The sequence below is a fragment of the Megasphaera massiliensis genome (genome assembly GCF_036305205.1).
Classification (GTDB): domain Bacteria; phylum Bacillota; class Negativicutes; order Veillonellales; family Megasphaeraceae; genus Megasphaera; species Megasphaera massiliensis.
This window is the reverse complement of the sequence record NZ_JAXIXE010000045.1, coordinates 23,913-39,477: the sequence shown is the minus strand read 5'-3', so window position 1 is coordinate 39,477 and position 15,565 is coordinate 23,913. Positions and strand designations below refer to the sequence as shown.

General features: G+C 53.2%; 12 protein-coding genes and 1 other annotated feature. Of the genes, 11 read left to right on the top strand and 1 reads right to left on the bottom strand.

The annotated features are described in order from the left end of the window. The 3 genes from UCI88_RS10020 to sufU are packed head-to-tail and all read left to right on the top strand — an operon-like array spanning window position 1 to window position 2,775. Complete coding sequence (locus tag UCI88_RS10020) at window positions 1-1,137, top strand: SufB/SufD family protein (RefSeq protein WP_256179481.1); 1,137 nt, start codon at window positions 1-3, stop codon at window positions 1,135-1,137. Then, window positions 1,100-2,320, top strand: a complete 1,221-nt coding sequence (locus UCI88_RS10015; protein WP_276535315.1) for an aminotransferase class V-fold PLP-dependent enzyme — start codon at window positions 1,100-1,102, stop codon at window positions 2,318-2,320. The genes UCI88_RS10020 and UCI88_RS10015 overlap by 38 nt, the downstream gene beginning before the upstream one ends. A gap of 17 nt (window positions 2,321-2,337) precedes the next feature. Then, window positions 2,338-2,775: a Fe-S cluster assembly sulfur transfer protein SufU gene (gene sufU, locus UCI88_RS10010; protein ID WP_044503005.1), complete on the top strand. Its 438-nt coding sequence runs from the start codon at window positions 2,338-2,340 to the stop codon at window positions 2,773-2,775. A gap of 95 nt (window positions 2,776-2,870) precedes the next feature. On the opposite strand, the gene lgt is transcribed toward sufU, so the two are convergent. Next, complete coding sequence (gene lgt / locus UCI88_RS10005) at window positions 2,871-3,665, bottom strand: prolipoprotein diacylglyceryl transferase (protein ID WP_044503456.1); 795 nt, start codon at window positions 3,663-3,665, stop codon at window positions 2,871-2,873. Between the two features lie 116 nt (window positions 3,666-3,781). Between lgt and UCI88_RS10000 the strand changes: the two genes are divergently transcribed. From UCI88_RS10000 to ylqF, 8 genes are all read left to right on the top strand, one after another. Further along, window positions 3,782-5,545, top strand: coding sequence for a glycosyl hydrolase family 18 protein (locus tag UCI88_RS10000; RefSeq protein WP_302356995.1), 1,764 nt, complete (start codon window positions 3,782-3,784; stop codon window positions 5,543-5,545). An 83-nt stretch (window positions 5,546-5,628) separates the two neighbouring features. Continuing rightward, complete coding sequence (gene leuS, locus UCI88_RS09995) at window positions 5,629-8,109, top strand: leucine--tRNA ligase (protein WP_256179499.1); 2,481 nt, start codon at window positions 5,629-5,631, stop codon at window positions 8,107-8,109. Window positions 8,110-8,215: 106 nt separating this feature from the next. Continuing rightward, window positions 8,216-8,830 carry an NUDIX hydrolase gene (locus UCI88_RS09990; RefSeq protein WP_256179483.1) on the top strand — a complete coding sequence of 205 codons (615 nt, stop codon included), beginning with the start codon at window positions 8,216-8,218 and terminating at the stop codon, window positions 8,828-8,830. A gap of 352 nt (window positions 8,831-9,182) precedes the next feature. Then, window positions 9,183-10,334, top strand: coding sequence for an acyl-CoA dehydrogenase (locus UCI88_RS09985; protein ID WP_044503460.1), 1,152 nt, complete (start codon window positions 9,183-9,185; stop codon window positions 10,332-10,334). Window positions 10,335-10,407: 73 nt separating this feature from the next. Next, a complete protein-coding gene (locus UCI88_RS09980; protein ID WP_044503461.1) occupies window positions 10,408-11,223 on the top strand; it encodes an electron transfer flavoprotein subunit beta/FixA family protein in 816 nt (271 codons plus the stop codon). A 20-nt stretch (window positions 11,224-11,243) separates the two neighbouring features. Next, window positions 11,244-12,260, top strand: a complete 1,017-nt coding sequence (locus UCI88_RS09975) for an electron transfer flavoprotein subunit alpha/FixB family protein (protein ID WP_044503462.1) — start codon at window positions 11,244-11,246, stop codon at window positions 12,258-12,260. Between the two features lie 141 nt (window positions 12,261-12,401). After that, window positions 12,402-12,619, top strand: a binding site (T-box leader). 36 nt (window positions 12,620-12,655) lie between these two features. Beyond that, window positions 12,656-14,563, top strand: coding sequence for a threonine--tRNA ligase (thrS, locus tag UCI88_RS09970; protein WP_256179484.1), 1,908 nt, complete (start codon window positions 12,656-12,658; stop codon window positions 14,561-14,563). Between the two features lie 138 nt (window positions 14,564-14,701). Next, a complete protein-coding gene (gene ylqF / locus UCI88_RS09965) occupies window positions 14,702-15,565 on the top strand; it encodes a ribosome biogenesis GTPase YlqF (protein ID WP_256179485.1) in 864 nt (287 codons plus the stop codon).

The following is a 15,565-nucleotide window of genomic DNA, read 5'->3' as shown; positions in this document are numbered from 1 at the left end:
ATGGCAGCTAATACAGATAAAATCCAGTATAACCAACTCCCGCGCCCGACTTTTCGCTGGATGAAAGTTAATTACCTCGAATTGGACCGCCTGCCTGAACAGGAAGGTTCGGCCTATCGCCCGGAAGAACGCCACGACGGCGACGTTTCGGTGAACTTCTATGACGGCAACGGCATTCCCGACCTCGGTGATTTTGAGGGTTCCAATGGGGAAGCCCTTGAAAGTGCACTGCACAAGGCCAATTCCGGCGTTGCCGTTACCATCGGCGAACACCAGAAGGGCACGGTTCACTTGAAATACAGCGTCAGCTCGGACTTGCCCCAGCTTTCGGCACAGCTCAAAATCGAAGCGGCACCGTACAGCGATGTGACGGTCTTCCTCGAATTTGACGGCGACGCCGACGACGGCATGGTCAACTTCCTGACCTACGTCAAGACCGACGAACATGCCCGCGTCAAGATCAGCAAGGTCCAGCTCAACGGCCGCAGCGTGCGCCACGTCGAACACCGCTACGGCGATGCCGGCAAGGAAAGCACCATCGACTACGTCAGCGCCGAATTAGGCGGCAAGACGGCCATTGTCTACTATAAGACCGACCTCATGACCGACGAAAGCAACTTCAACAGCCAGGCCATGTACCTCGGCGATGACGACCAGATCGTCGACTTCTCCTATTGGGTCCCGACCAAGGGCGTCAAGACCAATACGGACATCTTGACGACAGGGGCTCTCCTCGATACGTCGAAGAAATACTTCCGCGGGACCATCGACTTCCTGCGGGGCAGCAAGAAGGCCGTCGGGTCTGAATCGGATATCTGCATCCTCCTCAGCCCCCAGGTCCATTCCATCTCCGTACCGCTCCTGCTCTGCAAGGAAGACGACGTCGTCGGCAACCATGCCGCCAGCGCCGGCCAGATCGACCAGGACAAGCTGTTCTACCTCATGAGCCGCGGATTCAATGAAATCGGCGCCCAGCTGATTATCGTCGAATCCAATATCCGCCCGGTCATCGACGCCCTCGGTGACAAGGATTTAGAAAATAAAGCGCTCCAAGCTGTACGTGAAAAAATGCAGTTCTGCCGCAAGAAAGGTGATTGCCATGCTAAATGTACGCAAAGATTTCCCAATCTTGACTAAGGTCCATAACGGACATCCCATCGTTTATTTTGATAACGCCGCTACGACGCAGAAACCGCGTCAGGTCATCGACGCCATCGTAGATCTCCTCGAACATCACAATGGCAATCCCCACCGCGGCGCTCATATCCTCAGCATCGAAGCCGGCGAACTGTACGATGAAGCTCGTGAATCGGTCCGCCGCTTCATCAACGCTCCGTCGACGGAAGAAATCGTCTTCGTCCGCAATACGACGGAAGCCTTGAACCTCATCGCCCGCAGCTACGCTGAACCGAAACTGAAAAAGGGCGACAAGATCGTCATCCCCATTTCCGAACACCATTCCAACCTGGTCACCTGGCAGCGGGTCTGCGAAAAGACCGGTGCCGTCCTGGAATTCATGTACCTCGATAAAGAAGGCCACTTCACGGATGAAGATTTGGCCAAGATCGACGACAAGACCAAGATCGTTTCCTTCGCGGCCGTCAGTAACGTCTTCGGCATGAAGCGTCCCGTCAAGGATATCGTCGCCAAGGCTCATTCCGTCGGTGCCGTTGCCATCGTCGACGGCGCTCAGTCCGTACCGCACATGAAGACCGACGTCCAGGATCTCGACTGCGACTTCTTCGTCTTCTCCGGCCACAAGATGTGCGGCTCGGCCAGCACGGGCGTCCTCTACGGGAAAAAGGCCATCCTCGAAGGGATGGAACCCTTCCTCCTCGGCGGCGACATGATCGAATACGTCAAGGAACAGTCGACGACCTTCAACGAACTGCCCTTCAAATTCGAAGCCGGCTCGCAGAACGTCGAAGGCGCTGTGGCCCTCCACGCTGCCATCGACTACTTGGAAAACCTCGGCATGGATAAGGTCGAAGCCCACGAAGAAGCCTTGACCAAACGCTGCCTGGAAGGGATGGAAAAGATTCCTCACATCCACATCATCGGCAGCACCGATCCGACGGAAAAGACCGGTGTCATCACCTTCACCATCGACGGCGTCCATCCTCATGACGCAGCGACCATCCTCGACAGCTTCGGCATCGCCATCCGTTCGGGTCACCACTGCGCCCAGCCTCTCGGCGCTCATTTAGGCGTAGAAGCGTCGAACCGGGCCAGCTTCTATATTTACAATACGGAAGAAGAAGTCGACTACTTCCTGGAAAAACTGCCTCTCGTCCGCAAGCAGATGGGTTTTAAAGACTAAGGAGTGTTCAACGAGTTATGGAAAATATGAACGAATTGTATTCCGACATCATTCTGGAACACAATCAATCGCAAGCCAATAAACGCCTCTTGGACGTTGCCAACATCAGTGAACACGGCCACAATCCGAGCTGCGGCGACGATATTACCCTTCAGGCCGACATTCAGGACGGCGTCGTCAAAGATGCTGCCTATACGGGCCACGGCTGTGCCATCAGCCAGGCTTCGGCGGATATCATGATCGACCTCATCAAAGGTAAGAGCGTCGAAGAAGCCCTTCGTCTGGTCGATCTCTTCCTGGACATGATCAAGCGGGAAATCACCGACGATGATGAGCTGGAAGAATTGGAAGACGCCATCGCCTTGAAGAACATTTCCAACATGCCGGCCCGCGTCAAATGCGCCGTCTTGGCATGGCATACCTTAAAGGCTGCCTTGGAAAAAGGCCAAAACTAAATCTTCCTAAAAACAAAGTGCCTCTGTAGGGCATGATAAAAGGACAGTCCCAGACGGGGCTGTCCTTTTTGTATCGCTAAGATGATATCCTTGTGTTACGCCTGAGCTTTATCTTCCGTGTCGGTTGTCCCTTTGAACTGCAGGTAGACGAAGACGACGAAGGCGATGGCGAAGGCGATGACGCTGGTCATTTGTGCCGATTTCAGGCCCAGGGTCAGGTCGACGTAGTCGCCGCGGAGAAATTCCAAGAAGAACCGTTCGATGGCGTAGAGCATGACGTAGAGGCTGAATACCTGGCCCTTCTTGTGGGGGAAGGAGCTGTAAAAGAGGAGGGCGACGAAGACCAGGACGTCGATCTGTCCTTCCCAGACTTCGGCCGGCCATAAGGGCTGGCTGCTGTAGGTCTGATAGGCGAGGGTCGATTCGGGATAGACGATGCCGAAGTTGCCCCCCGTCGGATGGCCGAAGGCGTCGCCGTTCATGAGGTTGGCCATGCGGCCGATGGACTGGCCCAGGATGATGGCCGGTGCCAACAGGTCGCCGAAGGCCCAGGTGTCGATATGGTAGTGTTTTGTATAGAGGTAGCCGGCAATGGCGCCGAATAAGAGGCCGCCCTGGATGGCCATGCCCCCTTGCCAGACGTAAGGGATTTCCGTCAGGTGATGCTGGTAGTAGGCCCAGTCGAAGAAGAAGACGTCCCACAGGCGGCCGCCGACGATGCCCGCCAGGCCGCAGTACATGGTGAAGTCGAAGATGTGGACGTGCCAGCCGCGGCCGTCGCGCTTCATGATGTAGTACGCCGTAAGACCCGACGAGATGATGCCCAGCATAAATAACAGTCCGTAAGCCCGGACGGGGAAGGAGCCGATGAAAAATAGATACTGATGCAATATAAAACCTCCTTTGGGTGTGGTATAATGAAAAAATATGGACGGGATTTGTTCGCGTTCACCATAGAATTATACAGGATTGAACTTTTTTTTCCAATCCTCACGAGGAGGAAAGAATGATGAAATATAACCGTGTCATAAAAACTTCCTGCCTGACGGGACTGATTACCTTGTCTCTGACGGCTTTTTCCTTTGCGGCCGTCCCCGGCGACGACAGCGCTAAAGCGACGGACCCGGCTTTTAACGTGCCGACCGTGGCCAACCCCATTCCCGATGAAGTCGTAAAGGACCTTGAAATCGTCGAAGACCAGGGCCGCTGGCTCGTATCGGACAAGGCCCTCAGCCGCTACGGCATCAAAGAAGCCGACAAGAGCAAGGGGACCTATTGGTTCCGCCTGCCCAAGGCTGAAAACGGCTCGACGGCCTGGCAGGGTACTCCCGTTCAGCTGACCCTTCCGGGACGGGCCGTCAGCGGCGGCCGGACCATCAATATCAAAAACGTCCGCCGTCCCCTTGGCATCAGCTACGTCCTGGCCGAAAATCCGACCGAGAAAAACAGCCTCCTGCCGCCAAAGCAGCCCGTAAACACGGCTCCCGAACTGCGCCGGGAAGGCGATCGTCAGCCGGCCGCCTCTAAGGAAGGGAAGATGGGCCTGGTCCTTTTTTGGGATCCCCTCATGAAGGAAGACCCTGATCTCCCGGAACTGCGGACTCACCAGCCGATCATGTCGCCGACGGCCTTCCGCCTGACCAAGAGCGGTATCGAGCTGCGCAACCCCGACTTCGACATGCTGGCCGAAACCTACGCCGCTAAGGGCTACGCCATGTGGCCTCTCGTCGACAATAACTTTGATCCCAAGGTGACCCACGAAATCCTGTCCGACAGCCGCCTTCAGGATACGATGGTCCGCCAGCTCATAGGCTATGCCATCCTCTATGATTTTAAGGGCTACAACATCGACTTTGAAAACATCAATTACAGCGATAAGGATAAATTGACGGCCTTCGTCCGCAAGATTTCCGACGCCGCCCATGCTTACGGCCTGAAACTGTCCATGGACGTGACGCCGCCGTCGGACAGCCCCAACTGGTCCATGGTCTACGACCGGGCCGCCCTGGCACCGCACCTGGACTACCTGATGATCATGGCCTACGATCAGGTCGGCCGGACCAGCCCCGTCGCCGGTCCTGTCGCAACCTACCCTTGGGTAGAACGAGCCGTTCAGAATACGCTGAAATTGGCGCCTGCCGATAAGATCGTCCTGGGCATGCCCCTTTACATGCGGCTGTGGTATGAATCGAAAGACGGCCGCGACCTGCCGCAGGACATTTCCGACTGGCCGGCTGTCGTCGGGGAACCGCCGGTAAAAGCTGCCAAGGCCGATGTCCGTAAAGACGAAGATCAGGCCAAGGTGAATGAGCCGATGCAGGTCGAAATTGAAACGGCAGCGGAAGAAGCGGCCCGTCAGGCTGCCGAAAACAAAGCGGGCGTCATCGTTCCCATCGACTTTGACGGCAATACGTATAAACGGGCTGCCGTACAGCCTGCGAAAAAAGCTGCCAAACCGGCGGCATCGGCACCTCAGACAGCTGCCGGCGGCAAGGCCAAGCTCTTCGTCCGGACCCTCACCATGGCCGACAGCGAAGCCGTTCTCAAGGCCTATAAGAACTACGTCGTCTGGAAGCCCGACCTGGGCCTCTATTACTTGGAACTGCCCTTAAAAACGGGGACTGTTAAAATTTGGATAGAAGATGAAAAATCCTTAAAAGCTAAGGCTGAACTCATCCAAACTTATGGATTGAAGGGCGCAGCTTTTTGGCGAAAAGGATTTGAACCGGCCCATTTTTGGCAGGGATTTGCAAAACATGAATTGACTTGACGCCATGAGGCCACTATAATAATATTCAAGACGCTGTAAGACAGGCTGTCTTTATTTTGACTGGGGCAGGATAGGAGGCTCTTATATTGGAAAAGTATATTCCACAGGAAATCGAAAAGAAATGGCAGCACGTATGGGAAGAACACCACTGTGACTGCTGCAGCGAAGACAACGGCAAACCGCCGTATTACGTATTGGAAATGTTCCCGTATCCGTCGGGGAATCTTCATATGGGCCACGTCCGCAACTACACCATCGGCGACGTCATCGCCCGCTACCGCCGCATGAACGGCTACAACGTTCTCCATCCTATGGGTTACGATGCCTTCGGCATGCCTGCTGAAAACGCAGCCATTAAACACAATATTCCGCCGGCAGAATGGACGTACAGCAACATTGAAAACATGACCCGTCAGCAAAAGGCCCTGGGCCTGTCCTACGACTGGGACCGCGAAGTAGCGACGTGCCATGAAAAGTATTATAAATGGACCCAGTGGATCTTTGAACTGTTCTACAAACGGGGCCTGGCCTACCGCAAAGAAGCCAAGGTCAACTGGTGCGATACGTGCAACACCGTCCTTGCCAACGAACAGGTCATTGACGGCAAGTGCTGGCGCTGCGACAATCCCGTCGTCAAAAAGGACCTCAAACAGTGGTTCTTCAAGATCACGGACTATGCCGACCGCCTCTTAGACGACCTCAAAGAACTGCCGGGCTGGCCGGAACGGGTCAAGACCATGCAGAAGAACTGGATCGGCCGCAGTGAAGGGGCCGAATTCTCCTTCGACATCCCGGAAATCGGCAAAAAGGTACCCATGTTCTCGACCCGTGTCGATACGATCTTCGGCGTTACCTACATCGTCCTGGCTCCGGAACACGAATACGTTGCCGACCTCATCAAAGGCAAGGAAAATGAAGCCGAACTCCGGGCCTTCATTACGCGCATGAAGAACATGAGCGACATCGACCGCACGGCAACGGACGCCAAGAAGGAAGGCATGTTTACCGGGGCTTATGCCGTAAATCCGGTCAACAACGAAAAGGTCCCCATTTGGATCGCCAACTACGTCTTGGCCGACTACGGCACCGGCGCCGTCATGGGCGTACCGGCTCACGACCAGCGCGACTGGGAATTTGCTAAAGAATTTGGCCTGCCCCTGCGCCTCGTCGTCCAGAATAAAGAACAGAACCTCGATCTTGCGACCATGGAAGGGGCCTACCACGAACCGGGCACCTTGGTCAATTCCGGTGAATTCAACGGCCTGACCGACGAAGAAGGCCGCAAAGTCATCACCAAATGGCTGGCTGACAAAGGCCTTGGCAAAAAGACCGTAAACTATAAGCTCCGGGACTGGCTCATTTCCCGTCAGCGCTATTGGGGCGCTCCCATTCCCATCATCTACTGCCCGACCTGCGGCGAACAGCTCGTCCCCGAAGACCAGCTGCCGGTCAAGCTGCCGGAAGACGTCGAATTCACGGCCGGTGCCGTATCGCCCTTGGCGACGAGCAGCAGCTTTGTCAACTGCACCTGCCCGAAATGCGGCGGCCCGGCGAAACGGGAAACGGATACGATGGACACCTTCATCTGCTCGTCGTGGTACTTCCTGCGTTATACCGACGCCCGCAACGACGAACAGGCCTGGGATCCCAAGAAGGGCAATCACTGGATGAACGTCGACCAGTACATCGGCGGCATCGAACACGCCATCCTTCACCTCATGTACTCCCGCTTCTTCATGAAGGTCTTCCATGACGCCGGCCTCATCGAAGCGAAAGAACCTTTTGAACGCCTCCTGACCCAGGGGATGGTTCTCCTCGACGGCAGCAAGATGAGTAAATCTAAGGGCAACATCGTATCGCCGGAAGATATCATCGCCAAATACGGTGCCGATACGGCCCGCTTATTCATCCTCTTTGCCGCTCCGCCCGAACGCGATCTGGCTTGGTCCGATCAGGGCGTCGAAGGATCGTACCGTTTCCTCAACCGCGTATGGCGCATCGTTCACCAGTTCCGGGATATGGAAAAAGCCGGTGACTCCCATAAGGCCTATACCGAAGGGGAAAAAGAACTGCGCTTTGAAGAATTCAAGGCCATTTCCAAGGTCACGGAAGACGTCCTCGGTAAAGACGGCGAATACGGCCTCAATACAGCCGTCAGCTCGATCATGGAATTCGTCAACGCCATGCACGCCTATGCCGGCGCCAACACGACGATCCATGACGACGTAGCTCTTGAAGCCAATAAGAACCTGCTCAAGATGCTGGCGCCCTTTACGCCGCATATTACGGAAGAACTGTGGCAGATCTGCGGCTTTGAAGGCAGCGTCCACCAGGAATCCTGGCCGGAAGTCGATAAGACGGCCCTCGTCGTCGATGAAATCGAACTGCCGATCCAGGTCAACGGCAAAGTCCGCGACCGCCTGACCGTCGCCGTCGATGCCGATAAGGAAGCCCTCGAAGCACAGGTCCTGGCCCTGCCGCATATTAAAGAATTCATCGGCGATAAAAAGGTCGTCAAATTTATCGTCGTACCGAAGAAAATCATCAATATCGTCGTTAAATAAAGAAATGTGAATATACTTAACAAAGGAGGGGACTGTCTGTCAGGCAGTCTCCTTTTCTTTAGATTGTACTTATTGTAACGTAATCTGTACCTGAAAGGAGATTGACATGAAGCCTTTTACGCCTTGGCCCGAGCGCATTGTCCGTCAAAACCACTGCCTCAATACCGTTCCCTGCGCCGTCTTGGTGCCGGTCATTCACAAAGACGGGGAAGAACATTTGGTTTTTGAAGTCCGCAGTTCTAAGCTCGACTGGCAGCCCGGAGAAATCTGCTTTCCCGGCGGCCGCATCGATAAGACCGACAAGAGTCCCTTGGCGGCAGCCCTGCGGGAAACGAAGGAAGAACTGGGCGTTTCTGCCGACCACATCCACCTCTGGGGCCCCCTGGACTACCTGGAATCGCCCGTCGGCGTCACCGTCTGGCCCTTTGCCGCCTATATGGATACGGCGGATTTTACCTTGAGCACCGGTGAAGTGGATCACACCTTTACGGTTCCCTTGAAATGGTTCGACGACCATCAGCCGGAAATCGGCAACATCGAGCTGGCAACCCGGCCGGCACCGGACTTCCCGAAGGACCTGGAGATGCCCATGCGAGGCCAGTGGCGGCCGCGCCGGACCTACCAGGTAAAGATTTATACGTACGGCGATTATAAAATTTGGGGAATTACGGCACATATCCTTGACAACTTTAGGGGTATCCGTGCTATAATACAACCGTAAGCTTTCCTAAATATTTGTAACCAGTATAGTTAGGTATAAGAATAAAAACCGACAGTAAAAATGAGACGTACCGTGTCAAGGCTATTTTCTCCTTTTTGCCTTGCTAGTACCAAAAAGTCTTGTTAATACTTTAAGATGAGAAAATGGAATGGTTATATTGTGATTTATAGCACTTTTGCTATTGATTTAACTTGTGAAAAGTTGTACAATGCACTTGTAAGCACTGAGACCGTGTGAATATATATCCAAGCTGTTTTTTTGTATCAACCGGACAATGTATTGTCTCAGATTTCAGGTTTTATCTTAAGGCTTTACTGTAAATTAACTATACACTAAGGAGAGTGGACACATCATGGATTTTAACTTAACAGAAGTACAACAGGATTTCATGAACCTCGCTAGAGATTTCGGTGAAAAGAGATTAGCTCCTACGATCATGGAACGCGACCATCAGGGCATTTATGATGACGCACTGATCGCTGAACTGCTCAGCTTGGGCATCACAGGCGCTTACTTTGAAGAAAAGTACGGCGGTGCCGGCGATGACGGCGGCGACGTTTTGAGCTACATCTTGGCTGTTGAAGAATTAGCTAAATACGATGCTGGCGTTTCCATCACCTTGTCTGCAACGGTTTCCCTCTGTGCTAACCCGATTTGGCAGTTCGGCACGGAAGAACAGAAAGAAAAATTCTTGGTTCCCTTGGTTGAAGGCACGAAACTCGGCGCTTTCGGCTTGACCGAACCGAATGCCGGCACGGACGCTTCCGGCCAGCAGACTGTCGCTGTTAAAAACGACGACGGCACGTACACCCTGAACGGCTCCAAGATCTTCATCACCAATGGCGGCCATGCTGATATCTACATTGTCTTCGCTATGACCGACAAGAGCAAAGGCAACCACGGCATCACGGCCTTCATCCTCGAAGACGGCATGCCCGGCTTCACTTATGGTAAAAAAGAAGACAAGATGGGCATCCATACGTCCGTCACGATGGAACTCGTATTCCAGGACGTCAAAGTTCCGGCTGAAAACATGCTCGGCGAAGAAGGCAAAGGCTTCAAGATCGCTATGATGACCCTCGACGGCGGCCGTATCGGCGTCGGCGCTCAGGCTCTCGGCATCGCAGAAGCTGCTTTGGCAGATGCTGTTGAATACTCCAAACAGCGTGTACAGTTCGGCAAACCGCTCTGCAAATTCCAGTCCGTTTCCTTCAAATTGGCTGACATGAAGATGCAGATCGAAGCTGCTCGCAACCTCGTTTACAAAGCTGCTTGCTTGAAACAGGAAGGCAAACCGTTCACGGTTGAAGCTGCTATCGCAAAACGCGTTGCTTCCGACGTTGCTATGCGTGTTTCCACTGAAGCTGTCCAGATCTTCGGCGGCTATGGCTACAGCGAAGAATATCCGGCTGCTCGTCATATGCGCGATGCTAAGATCACTCAGATCTACGAAGGCACGAACGAAGTTCAGCTCATGGTTACAGCTGGTGCTCTGTTAAGATAATTGAAGTTTATGATGCAGGCTTGGCATCAGCCAAGCCTGTTGCATAAAAAAAGACTTTAGGAGGCAAACGTAAATGGAAATATTGGTATGTGTCAAACAGGTTCCGGACACAGCAGAAGTTAAGATTGACCCCGTAAAAAATACCATCATCCGTGCTGGTGTTCCTAACATTTTCAACCCCTTCGACCAGAACGCACTGGAAGGTGCTCTGCAGTTGAAAGACGCTGATAAGGATAACGTCAAAGTCACGTTACTCTCCATGGGTCCTGAACAGGCTAAAGATGTCCTTCGTGAAGGTCTCGCTATGGGTGCTGACGATGCTTATCTCGTATCTGACCGTAAACTCGGCGGCTCCGATACGTTAGCCACGGGCTATGCTTTGGCACAGGCTGTTAAAAAAGTTGCTGAACTCAAAGGCATCGAAAAATTTGATTTGGTTCTTTGCGGCAAACAGGCTATCGACGGCGATACCGCTCAGGTTGGCCCGCAGATCGCTTGCGAACTCGGTATTCCGCAGATTACGTATGCTCGCGACATCAAAGTCGAAGGCGACAAAGTCACTGTCCAGCAGGAAAATGAAGAAGGCTACATCGTAACTGAAGCTAATTTCCCTGTCCTCATCACCGCTGTAAAAGACTTGAATGAACCGCGTTTCCCGACCATTCGCGGCACGATGAAAGCAAAACGCCGTGAAATCCCGACCTTAGACGCTGCTGCTATCGGCGTTGACGAAACGCTTATCGGTTTGAGTGGTTCTCCGACAAAAGTTCGTAAAACTTTCACTCCGCCTCAGAGATCCGGCGGTCTCGTTCTCAAAGTTGAAGACGACAACGAACAGGCAATCGTCGACCAGCTCATGGAAAAACTGACTGCCCAGAAAATCATTTAATTCAAGGAGGAACAGTGAAAATGGATTTAGCAGAATGCAAAGGCATTTATGTAATTGCTGAACAGTTTGAAGGCAAATTACGTGATGTATCTTTTGAATTGTTGGGTCAGGCCCGCATCTTGGCTGACACCATTGGCGACGAAGTCGGCGCTATTCTTATTGGTAAAGATGTAAAACCGTTGGCACAGGAATTGATCGCTCACGGTGCTCATAAAGTTTTCGTCTATGACGATCCGAAACTCGAACATTACAATACGACAGCATATGCAAAAGTTCTTTGCGACTTCTTCGAAGAAGAAAAAGCTAACGTATTCCTCGTCGGTGCTACCAACATCGGCCGTGACCTCGGCCCTCGCGTTGCCAACACCTTGAAAACGGGCCTTACGGCTGACTGCACGCAGCTCAGCGTTGACGACGACGGCAAGACCATCGTTTGGACTCGTCCGGCTCTCGGCGGCAACATCATGGCTGAAATCATTTGTAAAGACAACCGCCCGCAGATGGGTACGGTTCGTCCGCACGTTTTCAAAAAACCGGAAGCTGACCCCAATGCAACGGGTGAAGTTATCGAAAAAGAAGTTAAAGTTTCTGATGCTGACATGATGACTCGTTTCGTCGAACTCATTAAAATGGGCGGCGAAGGCGTTAAGATCGAAGACGCTGACATCATCGTTTCCGGCGGCCGCGGCATGAATGGTGAAGAACCGTTCGCTACGGGCATCCTGAAAGAATGCGCAGACGTTCTCGGCGGCGCTGTCGGTGCTTCCCGTGCCGCAGTTGACGCTGGCTGGATCAGCGCTCTCCATCAGGTCGGCCAGACGGGTAAAACCGTTGCTCCGAAGATCTACATTGCCTGCGCTATCTCCGGTGCTATTCAGCACTTGGCTGGTATGTCCGGCTCTGACTGCATCATCGCCATCAACAAAGACGAAGATGCTCCGATCTTCAAAGTTTGCGACTACGGTATCGTAGGCGATGTCTACAAAGTTCTTCCGATGCTCACCGCAGCTATCAAGAAACAGAAAGGCCTCGCATAAGCTACTTGATTGTGAATGATAAAAGCACTGTCTCTCTGAGACAGTGCTTTTTTTGTGAAATATTCCGGGTGGAAAGATGGTTTCTCTCACTTGACAAGGCCCGAAACGTGCCGTATAATTTACGCATACCTTAGATATAAGAGAAAAGCTTTGAAAAGGACAACACTTTACAGCTCCTTTATGACAGAGAGAGGTACGTTGCTGGGAGTACCTTATAAAGACTGAAAAGTTACCGCCTTAGAGCTGAGTTTCTGAACTGAGTAAGAAACTCCGGACGCCCCGTTACGGCGCTTGAGTACGCTGGGATTTTTCCCGGTGAACTAGGGTGGAACCACGTGAGTAATGCTCTCGTCCCTTGAGGACGAGGGCTTTTTTTATTAAGGAGGATGTTTCGTATGGCAGAATTACTGTTGAAAGATGGAAGCAAAAAACAATTTTCCGATGGCATTTCTCTTGCCCAGGCCGTAAAAGAACTGAGCAACAGTCTTGCTAAAAAAGTATTGGTCGCAAGGGTAAACGGCGAAGTCACGGACCTTCGTGAAACTATCGTCGACGGCTCGACGGTCGAATTCTTCACCTTTGCCGATCAGGAAGGGAAGGATACCCTTCGCCATACAGCCTCTCATATCATGGCCCAGGCGATCCAGCACCTCTATCCGGGCGTCAAGTTCGCCATCGGCCCGTCCATTGAAAACGGTTTCTACTATGACCTCGATACAGAACACCGCTTCACACAGGACGACTTCGGTGCCATTGAAGCTGAAATGGCTAAGATCGTAAAAGAAAATCTTCCCATTACCAAAGAAATCCTCTCCCGTGCCGACGCGTTGAAGATGTTCAAAGATGCCGGCCAGGATTATAAAGTAGAACTCATCCAGGACCTTCCGGAAGATGCCGTCATCTCCGTCTATCGCCAAGGCGACTTCTACGACCTCTGTGCCGGTCCGCACTGCGAATCGACAGGCCGGGTTAAAGCCTTTAAGATCCAGACCGTCGCCGGTGCCTACTGGCGGGGCGATGAAAAGAATAAGATGCTCCAGCGTATCTACGGGACGGCTTTTGAAAAGAAATCCGAACTCGACGACTACTTGAAGATGATGGAAGAAGCTGAAAAGCGTGACCATCGTAAATTGGGCAAACAGCTCGGCCTGTTCATGCTCAGCGAATACGGCCCGGGCTTCCCGTTCTTCCTGCCGAAGGGCATGATCGTCCGCAACCTGCTCATCGACTACTGGCGCGAAGTTCACCGCCGCTACGGCTACCAGCAGGTCATGACTCCGATGATCATGAACCGCGAACTCTGGGAAACTTCCGGTCACTGGGATCATTACAAAGAAAACATGTACTTCACCAAGATCGACGATGAAGACTATGCCATCAAACCGATGAACTGCCCGGGCGGCATGTTGGTCTATGCCAACGAACCTCATTCCTATAAGGAACTGCCCCTGCGCATCGGCGAACTGGGACTCGTTCACCGTCATGAATTGTCCGGCGCCCTCCACGGCCTGTTCCGCGTCCGCTGCTTCACTCAGGACGATGCCCACATCTTCATGATGCCCAGCCAGATCGAAGACGTCATCCAGGAAACGATTCGCCTCTTCGACGAAGTCTATGCTACCTTCGGTTTGACCTACCACGCTGAACTGTCGACTCGTCCGGACAACTCCATGGGCGACGACGCTACCTGGGAAATGACGACCGATGCCCTGCGCAAAGCCATGGATGACTTCGGCCTCGACTACAGCATCAACGAAGGCGACGGCGCCTTCTACGGTCCGAAGATCGACTTCCACTTGAAGGACTCCATCGGCCGTACCTGGCAGTGCGGTACCATCCAGCTCGATATGCTCCTGCCGGAAAAATTCAACCTGACCTACACCGGGGAAGACGGCCAGAAACACCGTCCGGTCATGATCCACCGCGTCGTCTACGGTTCGATCGAACGCTTCATCGGCATCTTGACCGAAAACTATGCCGGCGCCTTCCCGACCTGGCTGGCTCCGGTCCAGATCAAGATCCTGCCGATCTCTGAAAAACACTTGGCCTACTGCCAGGACGTTGCCAAGAAGATGGAAGCCAAAGGCATCCGCGTCGAAGTGGATGAAAGCAATGAAAAACTGGGTTACAAGATCCGCAAGGCACAGATGGAAAAAGTTCCTTACATGGCCGTCGTCGGCGATAAGGAAATGGAAAACGGTGCCTTCGGCCTGCGCGACCGCTCGAAAGGTGATTTAGGCGACAAGCCGATCGATGACGTCATCGAACACATCCTTCGTGTGAGCGCAACTAGAGAAGGCTAATCTCCTTTGTCGAAAGCATGCCCTATGGTAAGCCCTCGAAGGACGAAATCGCTTATACTGTCATTCGCTGTCTCAGGACAGTGAAAAGGGGCTGTTTTTAGGAACAGCCCCCTTTCTTTTTTCTATAAAGGAGTTTCTATGATAATCAACTGGTATCCCGGCCATATGGCCAAGGCCAAGCGCCTGATTCAGGAAAATCTCAAAATCATCGACGTCGTCATCGAACTCGTCGACGCCCGCATCCCCTTGAGCAGCACCAACCCCATGATCAAATCCCTCATCGGCGACAAGCCGTCCGTCGTCGTCCTCAATAAGGCCGATTTGGCCGATCCGGCCGTCGTCGACGAATGGGTGGCCTACTATAAACAGCAGGGGAGAAAGGTCATGGCCCTCAATAGCAAAGGCGGCAAGGGAGTCAAACAGCTCGTGTCCCTCATCCGCTCCTTAGCGGCGCCCAAGCTCGAACGCTGGAAGGCACGGGGCCTCAAGAACCGCGCCGTCCGGACCATGATCCTGGGTATCCCCAACGTCGGCAAGTCGACGCTGATCAATAAGTTGTCCCACAGAAGCGCCGCCAAGACGGCCGATAAGCCCGGGGAAACGAAGGGCAAGCAGTGGGTCCACATCGGCGACCAGCTCGACCTCCTCGATACGCCGGGCGTCTTGTGGCCGAAACTTGAAAATCAGACCAGTGCCTACCGATTGGCCGCAACGGGGGCCATTTCCGACACGGTCTTCGATATGGAAACGGTCATTTGCCGGCTCATCGAGGAGCTGACCGACCGCTATCCGGAAGCCCTGAAAGGCCGCTATAAGCTGGAAGCCCTCAGCGACAAACCTTTAGAAACGATTGAAGCCATCGGCCGCAAGCGGGGCTGTATCGTCTCAGGCGGCGTCGTCGACTTAGAAAAGACATATAAACTCATTTTGAAGGAATTCCGCGAAGGCGTAATCGGCGCCATTTCCCTCGACCGCCTCGGTGAATTTGAAGGGGATGAATGA